Annotated in this window: 21 protein-coding genes and 1 riboswitch; of the genes, 9 read left to right on the top strand and 12 right to left on the bottom strand. The window is 43.7% G+C overall.

The features are described from left to right. Nucleotides 1-417 precede the first annotated feature (417 nt). From iorA to WHS38_11595, 7 genes are all read left to right on the top strand, one after another. Nucleotides 418-2,232 (top strand): indolepyruvate ferredoxin oxidoreductase subunit alpha, encoded by a 1,815-nt coding sequence (iorA, locus tag WHS38_11625; protein ID MEJ5301627.1) that lies wholly within the window; start codon nt 418-420, stop codon nt 2,230-2,232. Nucleotides 2,233-2,310: 78 nt separating this feature from the next. Next, nucleotides 2,311-2,847 (top strand): 2-oxoacid:acceptor oxidoreductase family protein, encoded by a 537-nt coding sequence (locus WHS38_11620; GenBank protein MEJ5301626.1) that lies wholly within the window; start codon nt 2,311-2,313, stop codon nt 2,845-2,847. Then, on the top strand, nt 2,844-3,731 hold the full coding sequence (locus WHS38_11615) for a branched-chain amino acid ABC transporter permease (protein ID MEJ5301625.1): 888 nt from the start codon (nt 2,844-2,846) through the stop codon (nt 3,729-3,731). Before WHS38_11620 ends, WHS38_11615 begins: the two co-directional genes overlap by 4 nt. A 10-nt stretch (nt 3,732-3,741) precedes the next feature. After that, entirely contained in the window at nt 3,742-5,598 is a 1,857-nt protein-coding gene (locus tag WHS38_11610) for an ATP-binding cassette domain-containing protein (protein MEJ5301624.1), read from the top strand. Nucleotides 5,599-5,635: 37 nt separating this feature from the next. Then, on the top strand, nt 5,636-6,946 hold the full coding sequence (locus WHS38_11605; GenBank protein ID MEJ5301623.1) for a phenylacetate--CoA ligase: 1,311 nt from the start codon (nt 5,636-5,638) through the stop codon (nt 6,944-6,946). 140 nt (nt 6,947-7,086) lie between these two features. Continuing rightward, entirely contained in the window at nt 7,087-8,280 is a 1,194-nt protein-coding gene (locus WHS38_11600) for an ABC transporter substrate-binding protein (protein MEJ5301622.1), read from the top strand. Nucleotides 8,281-8,283: 3 nt separating this feature from the next. Beyond that, a complete protein-coding gene (locus WHS38_11595) occupies nt 8,284-9,387 on the top strand; it encodes a glycosyltransferase family 9 protein (GenBank protein MEJ5301621.1) in 1,104 nt (367 codons plus the stop codon). Here the strand turns inward: WHS38_11595 and WHS38_11590 are convergent. The 8 genes from WHS38_11590 to WHS38_11555 all read right to left on the bottom strand — a co-directional run bounded on the left by WHS38_11590 (nt 9,371) and on the right by WHS38_11555 (nt 17,463). Beyond that, nucleotides 9,371-10,336, bottom strand: a complete 966-nt coding sequence (locus tag WHS38_11590; GenBank protein MEJ5301620.1) for a L,D-transpeptidase family protein — start codon at nt 10,334-10,336, stop codon at nt 9,371-9,373. The two genes, WHS38_11595 and WHS38_11590, sit on opposite strands and share 17 nt — an antisense overlap. Nucleotides 10,337-10,353: 17 nt before the next feature. Beyond that, nucleotides 10,354-11,085, bottom strand: a complete 732-nt coding sequence (locus WHS38_11585) for a phosphocholine cytidylyltransferase family protein (protein ID MEJ5301619.1) — start codon at nt 11,083-11,085, stop codon at nt 10,354-10,356. Continuing rightward, on the bottom strand, nt 11,085-12,527 hold the full coding sequence (locus tag WHS38_11580) for an NTP transferase domain-containing protein (GenBank protein MEJ5301618.1): 1,443 nt from the start codon (nt 12,525-12,527) through the stop codon (nt 11,085-11,087). The genes WHS38_11585 and WHS38_11580 overlap by 1 nt, the downstream gene beginning before the upstream one ends. Nucleotides 12,528-12,673: 146 nt before the next feature. Then, nucleotides 12,674-15,142, bottom strand: a complete 2,469-nt coding sequence (locus WHS38_11575) for an ATP-binding protein (GenBank protein MEJ5301617.1) — start codon at nt 15,140-15,142, stop codon at nt 12,674-12,676. A gap of 13 nt (nt 15,143-15,155) precedes the next feature. Next, nucleotides 15,156-15,410, bottom strand: coding sequence for a KH domain-containing protein (locus WHS38_11570; protein MEJ5301616.1), 255 nt, complete (start codon nt 15,408-15,410; stop codon nt 15,156-15,158). Between the two features lie 2 nt (nt 15,411-15,412). Then, entirely contained in the window at nt 15,413-15,724 is a 312-nt protein-coding gene (locus tag WHS38_11565) for an MTH1187 family thiamine-binding protein (GenBank protein MEJ5301615.1), read from the bottom strand. Between the two features lie 73 nt (nt 15,725-15,797). Beyond that, a complete protein-coding gene (locus tag WHS38_11560; protein MEJ5301614.1) occupies nt 15,798-16,616 on the bottom strand; it encodes a sugar phosphate isomerase/epimerase in 819 nt (272 codons plus the stop codon). A 22-nt stretch (nt 16,617-16,638) separates the two neighbouring features. After that, a complete protein-coding gene (locus tag WHS38_11555; GenBank protein ID MEJ5301613.1) occupies nt 16,639-17,463 on the bottom strand; it encodes a DUF169 domain-containing protein in 825 nt (274 codons plus the stop codon). Nucleotides 17,464-18,064: 601 nt separating this feature from the next. On the opposite strand from WHS38_11555, the gene WHS38_11550 reads away from it, so the two are divergent. Further along, the gene (locus tag WHS38_11550; GenBank protein MEJ5301612.1) at nt 18,065-20,716 is read left to right on the top strand and encodes a UPF0182 family protein; all 2,652 of its coding nucleotides are present in this window, start codon (nt 18,065-18,067) and stop codon (nt 20,714-20,716) included. 60 nt (nt 20,717-20,776) lie between these two features. Here WHS38_11550 and WHS38_11545 read toward each other — a convergent pair whose 3' ends face one another. Next, a complete protein-coding gene (locus WHS38_11545; GenBank protein ID MEJ5301611.1) occupies nt 20,777-21,199 on the bottom strand; it encodes a DnaJ family domain-containing protein in 423 nt (140 codons plus the stop codon). A gap of 83 nt (nt 21,200-21,282) precedes the next feature. Here WHS38_11545 and WHS38_11540 point away from each other — a divergent pair, with 83 nt between their 5' ends. After that, the gene (locus WHS38_11540; GenBank protein MEJ5301610.1) at nt 21,283-22,056 is read left to right on the top strand and encodes a hypothetical protein; all 774 of its coding nucleotides are present in this window, start codon (nt 21,283-21,285) and stop codon (nt 22,054-22,056) included. Here the strand turns inward: WHS38_11540 and WHS38_11535 are convergent. From WHS38_11535 to WHS38_11525, 3 genes are read right to left on the bottom strand one after another with little or no spacing between them, the layout of a single operon-like run. Further along, nucleotides 22,037-23,062 (bottom strand): ABC transporter ATP-binding protein, encoded by a 1,026-nt coding sequence (locus WHS38_11535; protein ID MEJ5301609.1) that lies wholly within the window; start codon nt 23,060-23,062, stop codon nt 22,037-22,039. The genes WHS38_11540 and WHS38_11535 overlap by 20 nt on opposite strands. A 4-nt stretch (nt 23,063-23,066) precedes the next feature. Continuing rightward, nucleotides 23,067-24,158: an iron ABC transporter permease gene (locus tag WHS38_11530; GenBank protein MEJ5301608.1), complete on the bottom strand. Its 1,092-nt coding sequence runs from the start codon at nt 24,156-24,158 to the stop codon at nt 23,067-23,069. Nucleotides 24,159-24,166: 8 nt separating this feature from the next. Beyond that, the gene (locus tag WHS38_11525; protein ID MEJ5301607.1) at nt 24,167-25,375 is read right to left on the bottom strand and encodes an ABC transporter substrate-binding protein; all 1,209 of its coding nucleotides are present in this window, start codon (nt 25,373-25,375) and stop codon (nt 24,167-24,169) included. Between the two features lie 111 nt (nt 25,376-25,486). Then, a riboswitch (cobalamin riboswitch) is annotated at nt 25,487-25,673 on the bottom strand. Nucleotides 25,674-26,158 lie beyond the last annotated feature (485 nt).

Below are 26,158 nucleotides of genomic sequence, written 5' to 3'. Positions count from 1 at the left end.
TTCCCTTCGCTCGCTGTGATCAACTCACGGGAGGACTTTCACCTCCAGGAGCACGCCCATGCCGTGCCCCTACAATTATCTGGTGAATCATATACGTTGAGTTTCATCCCTGCGTTTTTTTATGGTTTATGTTACTTTGCCACCCTATAAGGTAGGTTTTCAAACACCCTCTTATTTCAAGTTGACCCAGTTGTGAATTTTTGCTAACAAGAATTCCGAAATAGCAGTTTAAGAGGGGCAAAAAGGCTATGAGATTTAGCAAAGCAACCATAAAGGAAAGTTTCTGGTGGTGCTGGTGGTGGTGTGACATAAAGGGGGTGAGGACTGCCCACCAGTAGCCGCAGTTAGGAGATGACAAGGCGCCGTGGGCGGCTCACCCGCTCACGGCTTTTTTATTTTCAAGAAAGAGGTGTAAAAGTGGCAGATCGAAAAGTCTTTTTAGGAAACGAAGCTATAGCTTATGGGCTTGTTGAAGCAGGCTGTTCCGTAGCAACATCTTATCCAGGAACGCCGGCATCGGAAATACTCGATACCCTTCTTCGTATAAAAAAGAACCATCATCTCGATCATTTTTACGCCGAATGGTCTGTAAATGAAAAGGTAGCCTTTGAGATAGCTTTAGCAGCAAGTTATACCGGACTCCGTTCAGCCGTAATGATGAAGCAGGTTGGGCTTAACGTTGCTTCAGATCCTCTCATGAGTAGCGCTTACACGGGCACTAAAGGCGGATTTGTTATCATCTCGGCTGATGATCCTGGTCCTCACAGCTCCCAAACTGAACAAGACAGCCGGTTCTTTGCCATGTTTGCCAAAATCCCCGTGCTGGATCCAGCATCTCCCCAAGAAGCTAAAGAAATGGTTAAAAAGGCTTTCGAAATTTCAGAACAATTAGAACTTCCGGTTATGCTTCGACCCACCACAAGGGTGTGCCACGCCAGGCAGGATGTAATCTTAGAATCTTTTTCTATCCCACAAAACCTACCTCATTTTGAAAAAAATCCTCAACGATGGGCAGCAACACCTAAATTCCGATTCATCCTTCATAAAGCTCTAAACCAAAAGATAGAAGATTTATCTAAAAACGAGACACTAAAAACCTTCAGGGTTCTAAACGAAATTAATGGAGTTCGTCGTTCAAAGCGGTGCATTGTTTCTTCCGGTATAGTAACATCTTACGTTTGTGAAGTGCTAACATCTCTTGGTTTGTGGGAAGAGATTCCAATATTTCAAGTATTAATGCCCTACCCCATTTCAAAAAAACTGCTCGAACAACTTTCCAATTTTGAGGAAATCCTGGTGATAGAAGAAACTTATCCCGTTATAGAACTCCAGATAAGAAATGGAATCAAAGTTCTGGGGAGAGAAACAGGGCATATTCCCAGAGAAGGGGAACTTCTACCGGACAAGGTTGAAAGCATAATCAGTTCCTGGCTCAGATTGCCCCAAAGAACAACTATCCCTTCCGAAGCTACTCAGCGACGCCCAACTCTATGTCCAGGTTGCGGCCATAGATCAATCTTCTTTGCCATCAGAAAATGCTTTCCCAAAGGGATATACCCAAGTGACATTGGATGTTATACTCTTGGGCTTAACATTGGATCTGTCGATACAGTGCTCTGCATGGGAGCATCCATATCGCAGGCTATAGGGTTTTACAGAGCTTTTTCAGCAAAAGGGGATTCTATACCGCCCATAATAGCTACCATAGGGGACTCTACCTTCTTTCATGCTGGCATTGCTCCCCTTGTTGATGCGGTAACCTATGGAGCTTCTTTTGTGTTAGTAATACTAGATAACAAAACAACAGCAATGACGGGTCATCAACCCACTCCGGAAACTTTTTCAGAAACTCCAAAAATCTCCATTGAAGAAATGGTAAAAGCCTGCGGCGTATCTTTCCTGGAAACAGTGGATGCCTACGACCTGCAAAGCGTGATGGAAACTCTCAGAAAAGCGGGCACTTACGCCTTTGAAGAGAAAAAGGGTGTTGCGGTCATTATAGCTAAGTGCCCCTGTGTTACTGACAGGCGGCAGAAAAACAAAATTACTGGTCTTAAAGTACAGGTTACGGACAAGTGTCGAGGCTGCCAGTTCTGTGTTCGAAGGTTTGAATGCCCTGCAATTGAAAGTCAGGGACGAAAAAAACCGGTGAAGATCAATGAATTGCTCTGTGTGGGCTGTGGAGTTTGCATTGAAGTTTGCCCGTTTGGTGGACTGGCATCATTGAGTTGACGCAAAATTTAGAAGAAGTCGAAGTGTTGAAATGAACAATACTCCTTATTAAAGGGTAAACAACCCAGGAGAAAGTTTATGAAACAACAGATTGTCATTTCGGGTTTTGGCGGTCAAGGGGTTGTATTCATTACAAAACTGATAACAGAAACGGCCGTTTTCAAAGGTCTTTCAGTGCTTGCATCAGAAACTCATGGAATGGCTCAACGTGGAGGCAATGTAGTAAGCCATATAAAGGTCTATGATGCACAAAACAAAGATGGAAGATTCTGGAGTCCTTTAATTCAGTCGGGTAATGCCGACATTTTGATAGCTCTACATCCGGAAAGCATTCCACCTTACAGACATCTCCTAAAAGAAGGGGGTATTATTATTTGCAACAGTCCGGTCATTTCTGATAGCACACCGCCTAGCATGATCGTTTTTGACGCAACATCCGTTGCATCCAGGATGGGAAATCACCGCATGGCAAATGTCATTCTCATCGGATTTGCCGCAGCAAAGGGCTATTTGTTCTGTTCCCCAGATGATCTTATAGAAATGTTAAAGAAGGAAGGCGAAGACCAAAACCAAGGCATTATTAAAGCTATAGAGATCGGGGCTCGAGAGTCATGATCAGTGAATTAGCCCTTCTGCCTCAATACATCGTATCCGGCATAACAAGTGGTAGCATTTACGCTCTTATCGCATTAGGTTTTTCTCTAATCTATAACGCATCTCGAATTGTTAACTTTGCCCAGGGCGAATTTGTCATGCTTGGAGCCCTTATTGCAATCTCCTTCTCTCAAGAACAGGGGTTACCGCTATGGGCTGGAGCTATAGCCTCGATCGGGCTAGTAACAACCGTAGGCTTTCTCTTAGAATATGGTCCTCTTCGTAAGGCAAAATCCAAAAATCATTTAATTCTGGTGATGCTCACTGTTGGAGCGTCAATTTTTATGCAGGGAACAAGCATGCTTATCTGGGGCAAAGATGCTAAAACGCTTCCACCCATCGGCGGATACGAACCAATTCGGATACTAAACGCATCAATTATTCCTCAAACTCTCTTCATCCTTGGCGTAGCAGGAACTCTTCTGCTGCTTCTCTCTTTTTTCTTCCATCACACCCGTCTAGGCAAAGCTATAAGGGCCATAGCCGAATATCCTGAAGGGGCGGCGCTTATTGGAATTCCCGTGAGAAACCTCGTAATGTTTTCCTTTGGGCTTAGTGGAGCTTTGGGTGCAGTGGCTGGTATTTTGGTCACACCGCTTACGACGATGAGCTACCAATGTGGGCTAATGCTTGGGCTCAAGGGTTTTGCGGCTGCGGTGCTTGGAGGATTTGGATCTTTTCCAGGTGCGGTGCTTGGAGGGCTAACTCTCGGGCTTATGGAATCTCTAGGAGCCGGTCTAATCTCTTCCACATACAAAGACGCAATAGCTTTCGTAGTGCTTTTGGGTATCTTGTTTTGCAAACCTACTGGTATTATAGGTGAAGCTAGAACTCATCGAGTCTGAGGGCATTCCTATGCTGGAGCGTCGATCATTGATTCTAATTCTTCCAATACTTCTTGGACTTATATGGCTTACCGCTAAAAACGACTATATTTTCACAACCGCTAATATTCTCGCCATAAATATTATAGCCGTAACCGGCTTGAATATTCTTATAGGAGCGACAGGCCAAGTTTCCATAGGGCATGCAGCCTTTATGGGAATTGTTGCTTATTTATCAGCTATACTTTCTTCAACTTACAGCGTGCCTATTTGGTTAAGTTGCAGTCTCAGCCTTCTCGTCGTAAGCCTTATAGCACTTCTAATTGCAATTCCCACGCTCCGCCTGGAAGGAAATTATCTGGTTATGGCTACGCTTGGTTTCAACATTGTGGTTCAGATAATTATGAATCAATGGGAGTCCGTAACTGGAGGACCATCAGGTTTCAGCGGAATTCCGAGGCTTTCTCTAGGCAAATTCCACATAGAAAATGATCGTCAGTTTTTCCTGATCGTATGGAGCATTGCTATTTTCCTAATATGGATAACCATCAACCTAGAAAGAACAAAGATAGGGAGGGCTTTCAGAGCTATTCGAGCGAACAAAGTGGCGTCGGAAGCATCAGGTGTGCCGGTTCATTCATATCGATCACTCGCTTTTGTAATTAGCGCTATATACGCCGGTATAGCCGGTGTCCTTTATGCTCATTACATGACTTTCATCAGTCCAAAAACCTTCGGAATTTTAACATCCTTGCAATGGTTAACCATGTCTGTGCTTGGCGGTATGGGCGATGTATGGGGAGGCATACTAGGGACAGCCTTTCTTACCTTGCTTCCAGAATTTCTACATAAACTCGAAGACTTACACATTCTTTTCTACGGCTCCATCCTTATGGGAACGCTGATTTTCTGTCCCGAAGGACTTGTGCCAGCCTTAAAAAAACTTTCTAAAAGAACTGAAACACAACAGTCTCTTATATTCAACGATGACGACCGCATAGCGATGTCCAATAAAAAGGAAAAGATCTTGCCGTCTAGTGGCTATTCAAATGCGCTACTTAAGCTTGAACAGGTATCATTAAACTTCGGCGGGTTGCGAGTTCTTCATAACATCACGCTTGAATTTCCATCTAAGGGAATCCACGCAATTATAGGACCAAATGGCGCAGGCAAAACAACCCTTCTAAATGTAATCTGTGCTATGGTGGAAGCCAAAGAGGGGAACATAAAGCTTTTAGAAAATGGGAAAGTTCTATCCATCAATCGAGAATCAACTCACATTATCGCCCAAAAGATCGGAAGAACCTTCCAGGTAAGTCAGATTTTCCATGGTATGACTGTTTTAGAACACGTTCTTATAGGCATGCACAAAGATATTCAGGAAAACGTTGTAGCGGGCATGATGATGCTTCCTTCTTTTCAAAAGAAAATCAGAGTTTACGAAGAAGAAGCTCTGAGCTTGCTTGATATGTTCGGGCTACGCCAAAAGGCTTTTGTTTGCGCAGAAACTCTATCCCTTTTTGAACATAAACTTCTGGAAATAGCTCGAGCCATAGCGGGACGCCCGGTTTTTATCCTTCTTGACGAACCTGCAGGTGGACTAAGCAGTATGGAAAAATCCGATATTAGTTGGTTAATTACCCAGATTGCTCGGTGCGGTATCGGTGTTGTTCTTATCGATCACCATATGGACCTGGTATCAAGCCTTGCGAATCGGGTGGTTGTGCTTCACCAGGGAATGGTGATCGCTGATGGTTCTCCCACAGAAATTTTCAATAATTCAGAAGTTATCGAAGCTTATCTCGGACATCAAAAAAAGGCGTTAGTCTTTCCTGTGCCACCAAGCAGTATATTACGATGTGCATCTGGAGCTGGGGAATTGAAATGAGATAAATCAACTAAAAAAGCAGGAGGATCAAGAATCCATGGACAGTCCAAACTTCATGCCTGAGAAGCTTACAGAAAGCGACCTTAAAGAAATTCAACTTCGAGGACTTCAATGGACGGTTCAACATGTTTATAACAACTCGCCCTTTTATAGACAAAGACTCGATGAAGCCAGAGTAAAACCGGAAGACATCAAAAGTCTTGACGATATTAGGCGACTGCCCTTCACAACAACCGATGATCTACAAGAAGGCTATCCTTTTCCCCTTAGATCTGTGCCTTTTGATAAGATTGTTAGAGTTCATGCATCATCCGGGACAACGGGAAAAAGAAAAATACTTTGTTACACTCAAAAGGACATCGACGATTGGGCAAATATGTTCGCCAGATGCTACCAGATGGCTGGCTTATCCCGTAATGATCGCGTTCAAATTGCCGTAGGATATGGTTTATGGACGGCTGGAGTTGGGTTTCAAAACGGTTGCGAGCGATTTGGCGCAATGGCTGTTCCCGTAGGACCTGCCAATGCAGAAATTCACTGTCAGATGCTTGTGGATCTTCAATCGACCGTTTTTTGTGCCACGGCTTCCATGGCTCTTCTTATGGCAGAAGAAATACACCGAAGAGGCATACGGGATAAAATCGCCCTGAAGAAAATAATCTTCGGAGCAGAACGTCACAGTGCCAGAATGAGACAGCGAATCCAAGAACTAACCGGAGTAGAACACTTATTCGATATTCCTGGGATGACAGAGCTTTACGGTCCTGGAACGGGTCTTGAGTGCATGGTTCACCAGGGTATTCATTACTGGGCAGACTATTACATTCTGGAAATTCTGAATCCAGAAACTCTTGAACCCGTTGCACCTGGAGAAGTAGGAGAAATGGTTGTGACAACGCTTCGAAAAGAAGCTGCTCCCCTTATCAGATACCGCACAAGAGACCTTACAAGGTTGATTCCAGACCCTTGTCCCTGCGGAACCCCCTTCCCACGTCACGATCACATCCTGGGGCGTTCTGACGATATGTTTATATTCCGAGCGGTAAACATTTATCCTGGGCAGATTGATTATGTGCTTTCTCAGATAAGCGGAATAGGAAGCGAATACCAGATCCACTTATATCATCGAGAAGATGGAAGAGACGTGATGCTTGTTAAGGTTGAACGAGCGCCGGAGATCCCAGAAGAAAAGGATCCATTAATCAGAGAAACGATAGCTCAATCCATCCGAAGACATCTTCTTGTTCGAGCCGATGTAGAGATTCTGGATTACGGAACACTTCCTCGAACAGATAGAAAAAGTAAAAGAGTCTTTGATCATCGTAATCTTAACGGTAACGGTAACTAAAACGCAGAGAGCGCAAAATTATCCGTGGGCTCTCTGTTTTTTGAATAATCCTGGATCCGGGTAGAGCACATCTCATCGGTAGGTTCCTTTACCGGTGAAAAAAGTTCAACAGTAAGAACTCCCAAAAAAGGAGGAAAAAGATGAAAAAAAAGATCCTAGGATGTCTTACGTTGTTTTTGATTGGGGCAATCATTTGTTCCTTCGGCATACTTTCTGCCGAAGAAGGAAAGGATCGTAAAGAACCTATAAAAATTGGGGCTCTTTTTGCTCTTTCCGGACCTGCCTCTTCAATAGGCACACCCACTAAACTGGTTGCACAGATGGTAACCGACAAGATTAACAAAGAAGGCGGAATTAACGGACGACCTATAGAACTTGTTTTTGGCGACACGGAAAGCGATCCTACTAAAGCTCTTATGGTAGCTAAGCGACTCGTGGAACAGGAAGGAGCCATCGCTCTTATCGGACCAACCAGAACAGACAGCGGAATGGCAATAAAACCTTACATTGAAGAAAAAGGAATACCAACAGTAATGACCATCGGTGGTGATCCGGTTATAGCGGGGGGTAAATTTGGAAGTTATAAATGGACATTCAAAACACCCCAGAGAACTTCTGTAGCGGTCAAAAAGGTTTACGGTTATTTGAAAAAGCAAGGGATCAAGAAGGTTGCTATTATCCATGCTACAGATGGGTTCGGTCGAGACGGATTGATGTGGCTTAAAGAGATTGCTCCCGAATACGGTATAGAAATTGTCGCCGTAGAATCTTTTGATGTAAACGATCCGGACATGACGACACAACTTACCAAGATCAAAGCAAGTAATCCTGAAGCCGTAATATGCTGGACCATAGGGCCGGCAGGTGGGAAGGTAGCTAGAAATTATAAACAACTGAATCTTTCAATGCCGCTTTTCCAGTGCCATGGACAGCCAGATCCCAAGTATATTGAACTAGCCGGGGATGCTGCGGAAGGCACTATAATGCCATCAACCAGGCTGATGGTTGCAGATCAACTTCCAGATACTGATCCTCAAAAACCAGTCGTGCTTGAATTTATAAGACTTTACAAAGATGTGTATCATTACGACAAACAATATCCCATTAACACTCATTCAGGCTACGCCTGGGACGCTCTCATGCTGCTTGCTCAAGCGATGAAGAAAGCCGGAGTAGATCGGGAAGCGATAAGATCCGAGCTAGAAAAAATCACAGGATATGTGGGTGTGAGTGGCATTTATAATCTAACTCAAGAAGATCATAACGGGCTTGGGACGGATTCTCTAGTTATAGTAAAAGTTGAAAAAGGAGCATGGAAGCTACTCGAACCTTAAACTATGAAAATCCTTATCGTTAAGCTCAGTGCACTTGGGGATATTGTCCACGCTTTACCTGTTGTGGACTATATTAAAAGTTATCTTCCCGCAGCCGAAATAGACTGGGTGGTGGAGGAGCGCTTTCAGGAACTCCCTGCCGCCCATCCCCTTATAAATTGTGTTTATCCGGTGGATACCAGAACAATAAGGCGTCATCCTGTAAAAGCTCGGAAAGTTCTTATTCATTTAAGTCGGACGATGGCAAGTCAAGCTTACGATGTGGCTTTAGATCTTCAGGGCAATATAAAAAGTGCCATTTTCACCATACTTTCCCAAGCGCGTCTAAGATATGGTTTTTCTAGATCGGAAGTTAGGGAATTTCCGAATCTTTTTGCTACAAACAGAAAAGTTTCTATTCCTGGAACTATCCAGCCCATAAGAACGAAGATATTGCACATTGTAGGTAAGTTCCTGGAAGACATAGAGATACCAACCCCCGGAAACAATATGACCTACTGGAATAAACATCTTGATCACATCATCGATGCTAATGAGAGATCGCATCAGGAGATGCTTTTAAAAAGGCAAGGCTGGAACGGTGAGCCTTTGATCGGGGTTATTCCCGGCACCACACGTGAAACCAAGATGTGGCATTTAAAACGGTGGTGTGAGTGCTTGGAACTTCTTTATAAAGACGGCATTGGAAGAATTCTTATGTTTTGGGGATCCCCAAAAGAACGGCTCTTTGCTGAGAAGATTCTTAGTTTATCTAGACTTAATCATGGAAAAGGGTCTAACTGCTCGTTATTGTCCCCCATCATATGGGAAGGGGGTAATATTAAATCCTTAATAGGAGCACTATCTCTCACATCTATTGTAATAGGTCCTGACACAGGACCACTTCACCTTGCAGCGCTAATTGGTATTCCTACAGTTTCCATTTTCAGAGCAACGGATTCGGCTAAATACACCCCTTCTGGATCAACTCACGCTTCCTGCCAGGTTCCTATGCCCTGCAGCCCATGCCTGAAAAAGAAATGTAAATTAAATGAGATTTGCAGTCTGGCTATCCCTGCAGAAACAGTGGTAAATTATATAAAGACCATATTTAATGCAACACGTTAGACATTATAACACCATCTCCATCCTTCGTTACATCCATTGGCATTCCGTTCTGCAAAGATACAGCAGTCATAAATCTTGACTTGTCCACTTTTTCTTTAAGAGGATGAGATTCTAGCAATCTTACAGCGTAGTCATTAAAGTCCTTGATTTTCTTGTAAATATCCGGATGAATCTCAGCATATACTCGACCATCAAGCGTTCCGATCTTTATCGGTTCGTAGATAACTTCCACTGGAGTCCCAATAGCAACCTGAGGATACAAAACAGCTATATGTTCCGGATAAGTTCTGATACATCCGTGGCTAACCATCCTGCCAACTCCCCACGGCATGTGAGTTCCGTGAATGCCATACATGGGGGCAAACTTCATAATGTATTTTCCCAAAGGATTATCGGGTCCCGGAGGCATTGTGGTAGCTCCGTATTTAGCTTGAAGCGAAGGAGGAATATACCACGTGGGATTTTCTCTTTTGCTCTGAATTTTGTAAATACCAACAGGCGTTTCCCATCCTTCATCCCCAAGCCCCACAGGGTAGGTTTGCACAGTTCCTTCCGAGGGTCTAAAGTAGTAAAGTCTGTATTCAGGAATATTAAGAACGATACCCCCGTAACGCATAGGAGGTAAGACCCACATTGCAGGAATCATGACCTTAAGCCCTTTTGGAGGGACCCACGGATCCATAGAAGCGTAAAGTAGCTGAAGTTCATTTATGCCAAGGCCGTATTTCCTAGCAATATCAAGTAGCGTCTCCTTATCTTTAACGATGTGATACTGTAAAGATCCAATAACAGTACGGTCTGGATATGAGTAAGGATACTTTTTTGGTGGTTTTATAGGGAAATCTTCTTCGTCACCTCCCCATCCTTCTCCCATAGCAACAACTAGAAAGCATATTGTAAGACATAAAAAAACAAGAATGTTTAAACCAGCAATCCTTCTGCCTGTCATTTAGCTTTACACCTCCATCATCCACGATGAAAAAGATTCGCCTCTATAACTGGATAAATTTCTCTAATAGCCTTCTCATAATCTTCAGGAAAATCGATTTCTATCCACGGTAGTCTCTCCACCGGCACCGCTTCTATAAAACACCCGGAAGCGATGGTATCTACAGCAAAAGGAACCATTTCCTTCAAATGACCCTGGGCAAGAAGTTTCTCGATCGTATTCATAAGAATATCCCATCCAGCAGCATCAAATTTTAACATTCCTACGTTTTCCCCGTCGGCATCCTTAAACGCTTTGCTCAAACCGCTTACACGTTTACCTTCCACTCGAACTTTCATTTCCTCCTCATTGAGATTAGCATGAAAATCCATAGCTAACGCATTGGGGCTTTCACAAGCGAGAAGCTTTCGTAATATGTCAGGATGAAAAAGAACATCAGAATTTAGCACTATACAGCCCTGATAACCTGTCTCTCTGGCAAGCCATAGAGAATACATGCTGGATGTATTCTCGTATTCCTCATTCTCCACATATACCACTCTATTACCCAGAATCTCTCTAACTCGCTCGCTCTTATATCCAACAACAACAGTTACATCCTTAATGCCACATGATTCGAATGCGGCTAGCTGAATCTCTATTAGAGTTCTACCACCAAAATCAAGAAGGCATTTGGGACGATCTTTAGTATAAGGCAAAAGCCTTTTACCCTGACCAGCAGCAAGAATTACAGCTTTGTTTACACTCATTATCTTTTCCTCGAAACCAAACGTTTATAAAGAAGCATAGCGAAAAGTGGAGCTCCTACACCTCCCAGGACAAGGAACCAGTGAATTCGATCAGCAATCGCAAGAATCACAAGAAGATAGGCAAAATCTCGATTGGCTGTTTTGTCAACAAGGGATGAAACGGTATCCCTGGCCGTAATGACATCTTTCAAAGTTGATTCCGAAAATAAAAGTCCAGGTTCAGACTCATTCTTTAGTGGAACCGCAAACCAGGTAAAAACAAATGAAAGAAAGCTTCCGAGAAGCAGCAATCCTCCCAACAAGCCGTAAGGGAAAAAACCTAATCTATTTACAGATGCGACCGTTAAAGCAGTAAACAATACCCAGTGGACTATGTTATCAGTGGTCACATCAAGCCATGCACCGAGGCGGCTTTTCTGGAAACGAAGTCTTGCCAGTTCTCCGTCGCAGCCGTCAAAAATAGAAGAAAACAAAAAGGCTATAGACCCTAGAATAATTGATAGATAGGTGCCCTCAAAAATCATAATACACCCAGCAAGACCTATAAGAAAGTTGATTACCGTAATCTGATTTGGAGTTATGGGCAGGTCAGCCAGCCGCTTTGTTATAGCCAGAGAAATTCTACGATTGATATGTCTTGTGAGCCAGCTATCTGTTTTACTCTTTAAGGCATTGAAGAGATAATCTTCTGCTCGTCTTAGATCTTCTTCGTTATCAACATCCTGCCAAAAGACCGATCCAACATCAGCGCTTTCCATAAAGCCCTTATCAGCAAGCTTTTGAATACCATCGGAAAGGGTTTCTTTGCCTTCCTGCAAAGCCTCTTCAAGGGCATCAAAAACCACCTTAGAACAGAGGAAAAACCCTGTATCTACCCCGTTGAATTCATCAATTTTTTTGCCAATGCGTCTTATCAGACCTTGTTTATCGACGAAAACCTTGGTAGCTTCTTCCAAATCGTGCACTCGAGAAGGATCAAAATCCACAGCAAGCCTGCAATGATTATCAGGAAGAAAGTTAGCAGCAAGCCTTTTTATAAGAGTCGGCTCCGTAACATGATCTGCCATCATCAGGAAAAACCGATCATTTTCCTGAAATTCATCCTTTGCTTTATAAACTGACCAGCCATTAGGCCTTTCCCATTGATCATTATAAACACAGCGAACCGTAACATCCTCGGGACTTCTAGATTTAAGAAAGGCTTCTAGCTCATGGCTGAGAAAGCCTGTCACAACCACGAAATCCTTCACACCGGCTTCTCTAGCAGTATAGATTGTGCGAAGAATTAAAGGCACTCCTCCTACTGGAATAAGAGGTTTAGGAACATGGTTGGTTCTTTTCCCAAACCGTGATCCTTTACCTGCTGCGATGATTAAAGCCTTTGTAACCTTTCCCTTACATTCTCCCGAAGGCTCGCAAGAATTAACAGCCGAACAAGACATAAGCCGTCACAACTCCTTTTTCACATCCACCAAGATTTATTCCGGAAATACGGCTCAAAGAATGGAGATGCAGCCTAAAAATATAGACCCGGTAGGGGACACATTACAGCATGTCCCCATCCAGGAAACCGCTCTAGACTATCGGTTTAAGCTCCACATCCACTGCATCCAGAAGTGTCTTCTCTGGATTCCCCTTTCTGGCTTTCTTCTTCTTTGCCAAATTTCCGAACGATTTCTATCATTTCTCTAAGTCGATCATCTACCTTCCTGAAAAACGATCCTTCTTCGTATGTGCCGTCGGGTAGTAGCGCCCCCGCTTTCATCCCCGTCAAAATTTCAATTCCTTCCTCAATTCTACTTATAGGCCATATGTGGAACAGGCCCTTATCTATTGCTTCTACCACTTCTTCCTTCAACATCAGATTTCGCACGTTTTTCTCGGGGATAATAACACCCTGCTTCCCATTAAGTCCCTTAGCTTTACAGATGTGGAAGAAGGCTTCGATTTTCTTTGTAACTCCCCCAACAGGTTGAATTTCACCCTTCTGGCTAACCGAACCGGTTACAGCAATCCCCTGATAAACTGGCACTCCGGATATTGCGCTAAGGAGTGCGTATAACTCAGCGCTTGAAGCACTGTCTCCTTCAACCATCCCATAACTTTGTTCGAAACACAAACTTGCGGTTAGTGAGATAGGTTTATTCTGGGCAAACCTTTCTTTAAGGAAATTAGTAAGAATCATTACACCTTTGGTATGTATAGGTCCACTCAGCCTTGACTCTCGCTCTATCGCAATAACCCCTTCTCTTCCGATGGACACTGTGGCGGTAATCCTGTTAGGTTTTCCAAATTCGTAATCCCCAGTCATAAGAATAGAAAGTCCATTAACTTGACCAACCTTGTAACCGTCGGTTTCAACCCAGAAAATATCCTTTTCAACCATTTCCCGGACTTTTTCTTCGATGAGATTCGATCTGTAGATTCGCTTGTCGATTGCCTTTTGAACATGTTCTCTTCTTATTAATTCCGAGCCGTCCAAGCTGGCGAAATAATTGGCTTCCCGAACGAGGTCACTAATGTCTCCCACTTCAAGAGAAAGTTTCTCTTTGTCTTCAGCCTTTTCCATACTGTATTCCAGGAGGCGAGCAAAACCTGTGCTGTCAAGGTGACGATAATTGTTGGATTCGCAAAAATTAGCCAGCATCCTGGCACACTGCATTAAGTTAGATCCATTGTTATCCATTGATGTGTCAAGGTGCGCTTTGACTTTAAAGAGCTTCTGGAACTTATCGTCGTAAATATAGAGCAACTCGTAAAGCCACGGGTCACCTGTCAAAATAATCTTAACGTTAAGAGGTATAGGCTCGGGGCGAATGGTGCGAGTGCTGAAAATTCCATAGAGTTCACCCAGGTCCTCGATCCGAATAACCTTATCTTTCAAGGCTCGTTTAAGAGCTTCCCAGGAGATATACCATTTCAAAAGATCGAGAGCCTTCATAACCAGGTAACCACCATTGGCTTTATGAAGAGCTCCCGGTTTAATCATGGTGAAATCGGTAAACAGAGCTCCAAACCAAGCCTGTCGCTCAATCGTGCCAAATAAATTGGGATAAGCCGGATTTGATTCTATAACTACGGGTGCCCCCTTAAGTTCCGAATTGTCTATAAAAACATTGACATCGTATCGTTTCATCACCCCATTTCGGTAAGGCATAGTAAAGGGTGAGATCTGAGGCGGCTGTCCTTCTTCGGATTTCTTTTTGAAATCATCGATATTTTCTACAATATCTTCCTGCATTGCCTTAAGGTGTTCAATTACATCTTTTTCGTCGTGATATTTTTCAAGAAGAACTTCCACAAGCTGTCCCACGACAAACATGGCGATTTCTCTATCGAGTTTGCCCCGCTTTTCCCTGAACTTGCTCTCCAGTTCTCGGATTTTGCGGATAGCTTCTTTCATTTTCTCCTGAAGCTCTTCGCTTTTGGCTCGTAGATGCTTTCTTTCTTCATCCGTAAGATGAGCTATGTCCTCCTGACTCATCGGTTGACCGTCAGGGCGAGCTGGAATAATCATCATGCCAACCTGGGAAAATTGCAGGATGAAACCTTCTTCTCTGGCGGTTTCTGAAAGATTTTCAATAATTTCTCGCCTTTTTTCTTCAAACTGTTGCTGAAGCTCGCTCTCCTTTGATCTGTAATCATCGCTATCGAAAACTTCCGGGATTTTTTGCTGGAGAGTAGTTATAAGATCCTGGATATCCTTTTTTAGTTCCTTTCCCTTACCCGATGCCAGCTTAATAGCCTTGGGTTTATCGGGCTCCTTAAAGTTATAAACATAACACCAATCGGGTGGTGTAGGTTCCTTTTTTGCCTGCTCTTCCAAAAAGGTTTTAGCTATGTAAGTAAGACCCGTTTTGGGTGCACCGGCCACAAAGATATTGTAGCCATCTTCTTTTATGCCTATGCCGAAAAGAATAGCATCTATAGCTCTTTCCTGTCCGATGACACCTCCAGCCTTATCACTTATCTCCGCTGTGCTTCGAAAAGGAAGCTTTTCAGGATCTATAAAAGCTCGAGTGTCCTTTGCAGGCAATTCAGGATGGTTACCTATCATATTCCTTCCCCCTTTAGCTCAATAAGTCTAATCTGACCTTTTTGTCGTAGCTTGCCGCAGCAGTTTGCAGAACAACTCGTATAGCATTTATCGTATGGCCATCCTTTCCGATCACTCGACCAAGATCCTCAGATGCTACCTTGAGTTCAACAAGAACCGTCCTTTCGCTTTCTTTTGACTCTACCACTACTTCGCCTGGTTTTTCCACAAGAGACTTAGCCAGAAATTCAACAAGGCTTTTCATCTTTTCGTTTAAAGGTTCTGCCATATTTACTCCCCTCTTTTCTCAAGCTTTGCTCTAACGGAGAATACTTTATCCTGAGGCTTAACCATTTTATCTCTGCGGTCATCAATTTTTATAAGTGTTAAAACTCTACGAACTCCTTCTTCAAAACATCGTTCGTGCATCCTGGAAATTACTGGAAAAATCTCACCTAACGATCCGGTCAATATTGTCCCCATGGGGGTAAGTTCATACTGAAGACCGCTTTCCTCAACCACTTCAAGAACCTTTGCTACATAGTTACTTAGACTTGTATCAGATGTTCCTAAAGGAACAATACTTACCTCAACAATCGCCATTTTGCTAAACTCCCTAATCCTTTGTCGCCAAATTTCTTTAATGCCTTAAGGGTTATTTCGCAAGCACTTTACGCTACTTCTCTAAAAAATCCGAAGGAATCAGGCGAACAAGATTTTTAACGCTATCGTAAAAATGTTCTTCTCGATGAGCCTCCAGAGTAAGAATAGGATAAAGTCTGTTTTCTGCGAGCTTGTTGAAAAGTCCCTTAAAATCTACCGTTCCAGTCCCGGGGGGAAAATGAGTATCTTCTGAACCGTCATTGTCATGAATGTGAACTTCTTTCAAGTAGGGCATGAGGCTATCGAGCCATTCCATAAGAGGCGCTTTAGCAAAGCAGTTTCTATGACCCACATCGAGGCAAAAACCTAAGTGGGGAGAATCGATTGTTCTGATTATCCTCAAGTGGATATCGGGATTCTCCTCCCAGACATTTTCAATAGCTATAGAACAACCAATGTGTTCTGCTCTCTTTGCCATACTTTCCCAAAGAGGCAGAGAACGTTCAATAAATTCGCTGACATGCTCCCTATGATGGCGAGGATCAAAACCCGTGTGACATACGACCTGGCAGGGTTTCATGAGTTCACAAACATCCATAAGCTGGTGGAGTCGAACAAAGGATACATTTCTTATCATAGGATCAATACTGCCGGGACAGAGATCCCAAAAGGGTCCATGAATAGAGTAGCGAATACCTTTTTGTCTAAGAATTTTAGCCATTTCGGCAAATACCTTTCTGGGAAGCCCATCCAACTCCTCGCCACCAATACCAATCTCAACAGACATCCCTTCCTGTAGTAGAGATCCCACATACCTTGAGAGAAATCTCCAGGGCATACCAACATGAAGAATTGAAATAACTTTTCGTTCTTCTCTAGAAAAAACGCTCATGGTTTAATTTCCTATCATCATTTTATCCAGATTCTTTACCTCTCAGGCGTCCCCATACTCCACGCTCTAAAAAGCTTCCTTTAACATTTTCTTCCATTTCCAGAAACATCTTCCACGGAACCGCAAAAGACAGGATATCTCTACCAAGGTGTTTTTTTAAGTAGAGTCTTGCTGAAATGTCGGTCAATCCAACAACAGCTCGAGGATTTTCAGAAGCGGCTTCTCTATAAGGGAAAACACCTATAGTCTGACAACCAGCACCAAAGGGAATAATCACATTTTCAAAGCCTTTTCTATAGTAATTGGCAAGCACCACGAGGGCTGAAAGTTCCTCGGGAGATGCAAGGAACACCACCACAGACGGTGTTTCTTCAGCTGGGTTAACGTCTCTGAGAGGCTTAAAAATGACATACTTGGATGGCACCTCGATCATCGGAAGATTATCGAGAAAGTCTTTAACAAGTTCGGGAGATTTTAAGTATCTTTCGCCTTCCAGAAAATCTTCAAGAAATTCCTCGGAAACGAATTGTTTAATCTCATCGGCCACTTTTTTTCCTGGTTCCCAATGAGCATTTCCCACCGAAAGGAAATAACAAAATCCGTCTATACCACCGGGGAATTTAATATATTGATTCCCAAAGCCAAGCCCAACGCCCCCTCCCCAGCAACCATAGGTTTTTTCGCTAAAGACCGCCGTGCCCCCTTTAGCAGCACGAGCGAGCATCCACATAACGCAACCCCATTTACCTTCTTTAAATTCTGCCGCTGATGCCGGTTTTTCATTAGACCAAACAATAGCAACCGGCTCAAATTTAAATCCTATAGACTCAGACACCTTGCTTAACATGGCTTACCTCCTTTTACGCAAGCAACCCGTAAACACTAAAACCAAATCACAGGACTGCATCCAAAGGCAAGTCAATTATTGACGGAGGGTGTCCGAAAATTTCTATTATGGGACGGTAAAGTGACATAAACCAGAGAAAACGCAGGGATGGAACTCAACATGAAAGACCTTTCTAGACGCAGGTATCTAACAAACAATCCAACATGTGATTCTTCAGGCTTGGGATAGGTGCGGTCAGTTTGACCAAAGACGGCGGTAGGATATTGGGAGGGTCGCCGTCCTCGGCGACCAATGCATTGCAAATTTTACGCTTCCCTGTGGTCATTGTTAATATGAAGGAAAGTTACCGAGAGGAACGAATAACAAAGCGAATTGGTAGATATCCAAAAACGGACGGCAAGGACGCCGTCCCTCCCAAGATGATAGTAGGGGCACGGCATGCCGTGCCCCTACTATTGCCAGGACAACCCTGGATGGAAAAAATTTTCGAACACTCTCATTGTTGACTTCCTACTCAAACTGCCTAAAGGTATCATGTGAAACCCATTAGGGTTTGTTTAAGTTTGATTTTGATTGGAAAATCCAAGCGAAAGGGACAAAGATGGTTCAACGGCTCAAAGAAAAGTTTGGCGGGGTTTTACTTATTTTGCTGTTAATCGCTATCGGATATGTTTGTTTCCATTTTCTGTTCATGGACTTTGTTATAGATTCCTGGTGGTTTGACTCTTTAGGCTACGGCAAATACTTCTGGCAGAGAGCAATTTATCGATACGTTATATTTTCAGGAGCTACAGTTATCTTTTTCGCAGTCTTTTTTCTTAATTTCTGGATTACATCACGAGTTCTCACTAAACCACAGGCAAAACCGGAATCCGGTGCGTTAGAACAACGTCGAATAAAGCAAATTGTCGAAAAATTCCGCTATGGGTCTTTAAGAGTTTACACTCCTCTTGCCATGATTCTGGCTATAATCCTTGCCTACCCTATGTTCAAGGAATGGGAAAAGGTTCTTCTCTTTATTTTCTCAACCCCGTCCGGCATAAAGGATCCAACTTTCTCAAAGGACATAAGCTTTTATATCTTTTCGCTTCCTTTTTATCGTTTGATAGAAAAACGATTTGCCATCATTTTTATCATACTTACTGCTGCAACTTTTGTTCTCTATGCCTTAGAAATAAGGCTTCTTAAAAGAACCTTCGATCGTTTTGCTTTTCCAAAACCGGTTCGAATTCACTTGAGTATTTTGCTTGCAGGCCTGGCTTTCATAGCGATATGGCATCTCATGATAATCCAGTATGAACTTGTTTACACCAGCAGTCATTCGACTTTTTATGGCCCAGGTTACGTAGAAATGAACGTTAAGCTACCTCTAATATGGCTAACAACTATATTTATAGCTTTAGGGGGTATATTCCTTGTTATATTCTTTAACTCAGGAAAAGCATGGAAGCAACTTGGAGCCTTGCTCATTCTGGCGGCCTTATCCTATGGATTGTTGCAATCGAACTTTATAACTGACAGAGTTCAAAAGTATATCGTAAAACCGAATGAACTTTCCAAGGAACTCCCCTACATTAAACGCTCTATTCAAGCAACCTTGGAAGCCTACAATATTCGAGATGCAGAGATACGAGAATATAAACCTCCTGAAAATGGAGGGATACTAGAAAAAACAGAAGAGATAAAAAACATCCTGCGTAACATTCCCGTTTGGGATAAAGACCTTCTCCACGACGTTTACAAACAACTTCAGGGCTTAAGGCCTTACTACGACTTTACCAGCGTAGATGTTGATCGATACATCGTTGGTGGATTTCCTCAGCAGGTCTTCATCGCCCCGAGAGAACTCTCAATAGAAAAACTTCCTGAAAGCGCAAAAAACTGGGTTAACATTCACATGAAATATACTCACGGCCATGGAGTTGTTATCACTCCAGCCATTCAAGGCGGAGAAGAACCAATAACATGGTTCATAAGAGACCTTCCGCCCAGATCATCCTATGGATTTGCTTTGAATCAGTTCTCCATATATTACGGACAAGCAAACTATACCTATGCAATCGTTCCAAATAAACTCGGCGAAGTCGGCTATCCTCAAGGAGAAATTACCTCAACAGAAAGTTATCAAGGCACAGGGGGAGTGCCCCTAACATCAATTTTGAGAAAAGCTGTATTTGCCATTTATTTCAAAGATCGCAACCTATTCTTCACTACAAACACCACAAAAGAATCACGAATAATGTTCAGGCGAAACATCGTAGAAATTGCCCAAAAACTTACTCCATATCTTGGACTTGATAGAGACCCCTATGTAGTTGTTGCCAAAGGTAAGTTGTTCTGGATCCAGGATGCTTACACCTTTTCTAACCGTTATCCAAATGCGGAACCCTTTAGTGAAACGATAAATTACATTCGAAACAGCGTAAAAATAGTAATTAATGCCTACGATGGTTCTGTAAATTATTACATCTCTGATTCTAGAGATCCTGTTATTCAGGCATACCGTAGAGCCTATCCGGGGTTTTTCAAAGACATTTCTTCAATGGATGAAGAATTACGCCCCCATATCAGATACCCTCAGGATATATTTGAGATTCAAATGGCTATGTTTGCCCGCTATCATCAAACCAACCCGGAAAGTTTTTATAAGCAGGATGACTCATGGCGTTTTTCCAGAACTTTTAGAAAAGGTGCAGAAAAAACAATCCACCCCTATTACCTTACGCTAAATATCTTCGATCCAAACAATACGGAATTCCTGCTCATCCAACCCTTTAGCCCCAAAGGTCTGGATATTCTGAGAGCAATTGCAACTGTATCTTCTGAGGGCGGACGTTATGGGAAAATAACAGTTCTGGCATTCCCGAAAGAAACTCAAGTTTATGGTCCCTCTCAGGTTGACGCTATTATTGATCAAGATACGGCTGTTTCTCAGCAATTTACTCTCTGGAACCAGATTGGATCCGAAGTTGAGCGAGGAAACATTATCATATTGCCCTATGCGGGATCTGTCATTTACATTCAGCCGGTTTATCTAAAAGCCACAACAGGGGTAACAATTCCAGAATTAAAACGCCTCATTATTGCATATGAAGACATGGTAGTGATGGCTCCATCGCTAGAAAGTGCATTCTCCCAGCTTATAGAACGCATTCAAATGCGGCAGAAACTCTATCAGGAGAGACTCAAGCGGTTCTCCGGAGAAAAAGAGCCAACATCTGGAGAAACTGAACCAAAGGGACAAAATCAGTAAAGGCGAGTCATGCGGCGGGCATCTATCACTCAACCGTTAACATGCTCAACACCTAATCCACTAGAGAGTGCTGGATTCCCGATCTGGATCGTCTTTTTTACGAGGGGGAGCAACCTTTTCGAGAACCTTATCGTAATAATATTGACCCTCTTCAAGGAGAGGCGACGTGCGTTTCATCATGTTCAGCTTAAGAATAAGATAGTTGAGCTTTTTAATCTGCCGATATTTTTCCTGAGTGTCCTTAATGCCGGAAAGAAGCTCTTCTGTGGTTTTAATTTCCTTCTTAAGTTCCATTTCAAGTGGAAGACATCCAGCGTTTTTGAGAATTTTATGAGCAATACGAAGTTCCGGTGGAATATGGCTGTCATTTTCAAGCTCTACAGGTTTACCTTTACAAGAGAGATTGTCAAACTCTCCTCTCTCCATTGCCTCTCTGATTCGCTCTTCGGCAATTTTTTCGAAAATCATGAAAAAATTGCTCATAACTTCTTTCCTTTCCTAGAACTTTGCCTCGCTCGCTCTGAGCGGTGTAAAATCTAGCACATTTGTTGGAGGGACTCCGTCAAATGGCTACCATAAAGACCTTTTTCATACAACCGGAAATTTCTACAAAAGATCTGTTCATAATTGGAGCGGGGGCCTTCGGAAAAAGGGCTCTTGAACGCCTTTCAGCAAAATACCCTAACGCTTACATCACCGTGGTGGATGACTCAGATGAATCTCTATCCAACCTACACCACATCATCAAAAAACAAGAAGCGCTATATAGTCCACCGATACGAACAATCAAAGGCGACGGCGTGGAAGTGCTTACCCAATATGAAAAAATTGCCCAGCCCGATACATGGATTATTCCAGCCATTCCCGTTCATGTCGCTGGCGAATGGATTGTAAAGAAACTCAAACAAAAAGGCTACGATATTAGTCCCGATTCCATACCAGAGGAATTGCGAGCAAGGCTTCCTAATCCATTTGTTTTGGAAGGACGAAATGATTTGCTCTTTGCAAGTATTGCTTCCTTCATCTGCCCGGACAACTGCCCCGAACCTCCAGAAAAATGCACTCATACCGGAAAACCAAGACCCGGAAATCTTTACGAAGTGATCGCTAAAGTAATCCCCGAGACAAGGTCAGCTCTAATTTTTAGAAGTTTTCAACTTGCGCCAGGTGTAGGAGGGTATCCAGCCCTTTATCTTATGGAAGGACTAAAATATCTTGAAAAACTGATATTATCTCCCAAAAAATACGACTCAATAGAGAAAAACACTTTATCTTTAATTATAGCCACAGCCTGCCGCTGTCACGGGGTCATTAGCGCTTTTAGGCTGCATCTCGGATAGAATTTAAATGCAGGAGCAGTTCTTCCAGCGAGCGAGCGAACCGCTCTGGGTGTTCCCCGCAATAAATTCGCCATAACGCTTCCGAGCCTTTTTCGTCCGAGACTTCCACCCTGAGAAATGCCTTTTCACGTGAAACAACTTTATAGCCCGCCCTGCTGAGAGCTCTACGAGTCCAGACACCAAAGACACCGTTTCCTTCGCAGGCTACTTCTCCCAGATATGGGCTTTCAAAGACAAACGTGCCCGAATGGCAATCGAAAATGACATTAGAACCGTTAAAAGCGGAAGCAAAAGCCCCCTTCAAAACCAGATCTTCAGGGATACCATCTATCAAGGTTTCTCCTTTGGGAAGAATCCACAGACGATCAGCCCCCCTGAGAGCAAGATCAAGATCGTGAGTGGAAAGAAGAACGGCGATGTTGGATTCATGAGCAAGCCTTCGAAGTAAAAGAACCAGTTCGACTCGCCGTGGAAGATCAAGGAAAGCCGTAGCTTCATCGAGTATCATCACACGAGGTTGTTGAGCAAGAGCTCGAGCAATCATGACCTTCTGTCGCTCTCCATCGCTTAGTTCGCTCACCAGCCGATTTGAAAGTTCTTCTATTCCTACAGCTTTTATAGCTTCCCAGACTATTTCTTCGTCTCTGGGTGAGAGGCTTCCAGTCCAACCGGTGTAAGGATATCGTCCCAGAGCAACAACAGAAAAGACGGTCATAAGCCCAATGGCCGGTTTGTCGGTCAGCACGACGCTAAGACGGCGAGCAAGCTCTCTAGATGAAATGGCAGAAATTGGCATTCCGTCAATCAGCACCTCGCCCGAAAGAGGTCTGTTGATTCCAGCAAGAGTTTTAATAAGAGTGGATTTGCCGGCGCCGTTTGGTCCAAGAAGACATACAAATTCACCGGCTTTCAAGCTAGCTTCTATTTCATCAGCTACCACGAATTTGCGACCTTTAGCGGATCTATAGCCAATGGTAAGCTTTCTGGCTTCCAGAACTCCACACATGCTATTAAACCTCCAGATTTTGTCTTCGCTTCATAATTACCCAGATCACTACCGGTGCACCGATGATAGAAGTAACAGCATTAAGTGGTAGCACAACACGACTTCCCGGAACTTGAGCAATAAAATCGGCAGCAAGCGCCAGAATGGCCCCTACGAATAATACACCGGGAACCAGCACACGATGATCTGATGTTCGAAAGATCAGACGACAAAAGTGAGGTACGGCAATACCGATAAACGCTACTGGACCACAAAAAGCTGTCACTGCTCCCGCAAGAAGGGAACTTCCAGAGATTACAATGACCCTGGTTCGCTGGACATTTACTCCCATACTCCGGGCATATTCTTCGCCGAGAAGCAAAGCATTGAGAGGTTTCATCATAAGAACAGCAAGCAATAGCCCTAAAAGGGTCACCGGAATGAACACTCTCAACTGCAACCAGGTAACTCCCCCAAAGGAACCAAAAGTCCAGGTAATAAAGCGCTGCATCTGATGTTCTGCGGCAAATTGAAGGAGAACATCAACAAAGGCATTGCTGATGTAGCCTATCATAAGCCCAATAATGAGAAGCGTAACACTTTGTTGGACTCGTCTAGAAAAGGCGATCACTATGCCGAATGCCACAGCAGCTCCCGTAATCGAAGCTAAAACAATGGCTATGTTGCCAAGAAAACCTGTTTTAGAAAAAATCGCTGGCAGTCCAAAGTTCCAAGCTGTCAAAATCAAAACAGCAACCCCAAGACTGGATCCAGAGTTGATGCCCAATACGTAAGGTCCTGCTAGCGGGTTTCGGAAAAGCGTTTGCATTTCAAGCCCTGCCATACCTAAAGCGGCTCCGGCAAAAGCCGCCGTTATGGCTCTAGGAAGCCGAAAAATAAAAATGATCTCTCGCCATTTTTCATCCACTTCTGAAGGACTTACAAAGCTCAAGATAATGTCTTTCAAAGGGATCATTATAGATCCCAGGCAAAGCTCCAGCAGAAAGATGAAAATAAGCAAAGCTCCGAGAAAAAACCACTTGATCGATTTTAAGGATGAGTTTCCATGTGTCTCTACCGACATTGGCGAACACATTAAACCATTGGACCTGCTCATCGATCCTCTCACTGCAAGGTTTCGCTTTTTGAAGGCAACTGCCGATACCAAATAAGCTTATGATCCGGCAACACTTCAGGGTGAAAGATCTTGATAAAATCGGCAATTACGATATCCGGGCGAGCCACTCCTGTTTCCCAGAAATCGTTTCCCCCGGCGGAGTTTACTTTCACATCGTTATTAAAGACGTTTCCTTTCCGAAAAGCTTCAAAAACGGAAAAGCGATCGTCTATTGCTCGCAATTCATCAAGAGAACGAACAGGCATGATAATACCGAGCCAGAAATTGGCATTACGGGCACGCTCGATAACAGTTTCGACAGCTACAGTCAAAGTGCCTGTAGATTGATCATCATCCCAGAGATACCTGGCTCCAGCGTCATGTATCAATTTTGAAACATATCCTTCCCCACCGGGAATATGCCAGGTTCCGCGAATGGGAGCATTGCAAAAAACCGTGGGACGATAGGAAACATTTTTAACTTTATCGGCTAGAGCTTTGTATCTAGCAACTATGTCATCGAAAACTCGATCGGCTTCTGCTTCCTTATTGAAAAAAGCCGCAAGGAATTTGATCCATTCTGCTCTTCCAAGTGGATGAGCCTCCATATGGGTAGCCACGATAACTGGCTTGAATCCTCCTTCGATAAGTTTTGGATGTTGATCGAGAGCGGGATTGCCTGTTCCGTAAAGAATCAGGATGTCAGGTTTAAGAGCTACAAGGCGTTCTTCATCGAATTTGAGCCCCATTCCCTGTCCTTTACCAACCTTGACGATGTGACCCTCTTTTATCAGAGCAAGAATCTCTGGAGAGTGAACCCATTCGGGAGAGCCAATTCCAACCAGAGACTTTTCCACACCTATCATGGGAAAAAAGGCGGCAAATGTGGTGGAAAGAAGCGCTACTTTTTTTACCGGTATTGTCACAATGATAGCTCCAGAAGGAACATCTTTTGGTATAGCTTGCCCTTCTGGAACAAGTATGTAAGTAAAACCTTCTCTGGCTCCTCGCCAGGGGTTTTTCACTTCGAGCTTTTTATAAGTGTTGTGGTAAGTGATGTTAAAACACTTAGCGAAATGAACTGACGTCTTGTGAGTAAAAAGGTCTTCTTGAACAGTATCTGCGAAAACTACAGAAACATTCCAGCAAAGCATGTAAAAAAGAGCAAAAAATACAAAAAGGCGACAATTCTTACCACCAGGTGCTTGAACATCCATTTGGCTCTCCTTATTGACAAAAAAAAGACCTCAGAACAAATTCTCAATTCTGAGGTCTGCACCCAGCTTCTTCGCCCTCAACTCTGCGCCCATTGGATGTTCCGGTTTCCAACGGGCCACTCTCCGTCAGGCAGGTCTTCTGACTCACGGATCATCCTACTCTCCGAGCCTTCCCATCTCGCTTTAACGAGACAGTGGCTTTTTCCGGATTTCGTCCCCGTTCACAGCGGCGGGACCGTTCCCGATTTTCACGGGATTCCCTTTTAAGCGTTTCCGCACCTGACGAAATCAATTCATAGCATAAAAAGCTATACTAAACTTGTCAACCGGTTTAGAGAGGGTGTTCTGAAAACTCCTTATAAGAAAAAGTGTAATCAGGAGACACATGTTATAAGGACAAAAGCTAGAAGGTCCAAAATTTTTTCTATGCAGGGTTGTCTTGGGAATGGGCTTACAGAGGCCCGAATTGGGATAGGGGGCGGTCAATTTGACCGATCCCCTCCCACACCACACGGCATGCGGGTCCGCACCGGGCGGTTCGAGAAGTGTAGGGGCAATCCCTTGTGGTTGCCCCATAATCGGGCATGCCCCGGGATTGGGCAGACACAAGGCCTGCCCCTACGGGACGGTTATCGTTATCTCCGGTTCATCACCGTCACCCTTTCAGGTGCATGTAGGGGCGCACGGCCGTGCGCCCCTACTGCACTCGCCCTGCTACAAACTCCCTCCCCGTTGACGGGGAGGGCTGGGGATGGGTCCGGTTCTTGTCCATCGGCTCGCAGG

The organism is Thermodesulforhabdaceae bacterium (assembly GCA_037482015.1).
GTDB lineage: Bacteria > Desulfobacterota > Syntrophobacteria > Syntrophobacterales > Thermodesulforhabdaceae > JAOACS01.
This window is presented reverse-complemented; position numbering and strand designations above follow the sequence as displayed.

Excerpts from the sequence above, each read along its gene's own strand:
- WHS38_11570 (MEJ5301616.1), bottom strand. The coding sequence starts at position 15,410 with ATGGCAGAACCTTTAAACGAAAAGATGAAAAGCCTTGTTGAATTTCTG.
- WHS38_11545 (MEJ5301611.1), bottom strand. The coding sequence starts at position 21,199 with ATGAGCAATTTTTTCATGATTTTCGAAAAAATTGCCGAAGAGCGAATC.
- WHS38_11620 (MEJ5301626.1), top strand. The coding sequence starts at position 2,311 with ATGAAACAACAGATTGTCATTTCGGGTTTTGGCGGTCAAGGGGTTGTA.
- WHS38_11590 (MEJ5301620.1), bottom strand. The coding sequence starts at position 10,336 with ATGACAGGCAGAAGGATTGCTGGTTTAAACATTCTTGTTTTTTTATGT.
- WHS38_11565 (MEJ5301615.1), bottom strand. The coding sequence starts at position 15,724 with ATGGCGATTGTTGAGGTAAGTATTGTTCCTTTAGGAACATCTGATACA.
- WHS38_11580 (MEJ5301618.1), bottom strand. The coding sequence starts at position 12,527 with ATGTCTTGTTCGGCTGTTAATTCTTGCGAGCCTTCGGGAGAATGTAAG.
- WHS38_11550 (MEJ5301612.1), top strand. The coding sequence starts at position 18,065 with ATGGTTCAACGGCTCAAAGAAAAGTTTGGCGGGGTTTTACTTATTTTG.
- WHS38_11575 (MEJ5301617.1), bottom strand. The coding sequence starts at position 15,142 with ATGATAGGTAACCATCCTGAATTGCCTGCAAAGGACACTCGAGCTTTT.
- WHS38_11595 (MEJ5301621.1), top strand. The coding sequence starts at position 8,284 with ATGAAAATCCTTATCGTTAAGCTCAGTGCACTTGGGGATATTGTCCAC.
- WHS38_11585 (MEJ5301619.1), bottom strand. The coding sequence starts at position 11,085 with ATGAGTGTAAACAAAGCTGTAATTCTTGCTGCTGGTCAGGGTAAAAGG.
- WHS38_11535 (MEJ5301609.1), bottom strand. The coding sequence starts at position 23,062 with ATGTGTGGAGTTCTGGAAGCCAGAAAGCTTACCATTGGCTATAGATCC.
- WHS38_11600 (MEJ5301622.1), top strand. The coding sequence starts at position 7,087 with ATGAAAAAAAAGATCCTAGGATGTCTTACGTTGTTTTTGATTGGGGCA.
- WHS38_11540 (MEJ5301610.1), top strand. The coding sequence starts at position 21,283 with ATGGCTACCATAAAGACCTTTTTCATACAACCGGAAATTTCTACAAAA.
- WHS38_11525 (MEJ5301607.1), bottom strand. The coding sequence starts at position 25,375 with ATGGATGTTCAAGCACCTGGTGGTAAGAATTGTCGCCTTTTTGTATTT.
- WHS38_11615 (MEJ5301625.1), top strand. The coding sequence starts at position 2,844 with ATGATCAGTGAATTAGCCCTTCTGCCTCAATACATCGTATCCGGCATA.
- WHS38_11610 (MEJ5301624.1), top strand. The coding sequence starts at position 3,742 with ATGCTGGAGCGTCGATCATTGATTCTAATTCTTCCAATACTTCTTGGA.
- WHS38_11605 (MEJ5301623.1), top strand. The coding sequence starts at position 5,636 with ATGGACAGTCCAAACTTCATGCCTGAGAAGCTTACAGAAAGCGACCTT.
- WHS38_11530 (MEJ5301608.1), bottom strand. The coding sequence starts at position 24,158 with ATGAGCAGGTCCAATGGTTTAATGTGTTCGCCAATGTCGGTAGAGACA.
- WHS38_11555 (MEJ5301613.1), bottom strand. The coding sequence starts at position 17,463 with ATGTTAAGCAAGGTGTCTGAGTCTATAGGATTTAAATTTGAGCCGGTT.
- WHS38_11560 (MEJ5301614.1), bottom strand. The coding sequence starts at position 16,616 with ATGAGCGTTTTTTCTAGAGAAGAACGAAAAGTTATTTCAATTCTTCAT.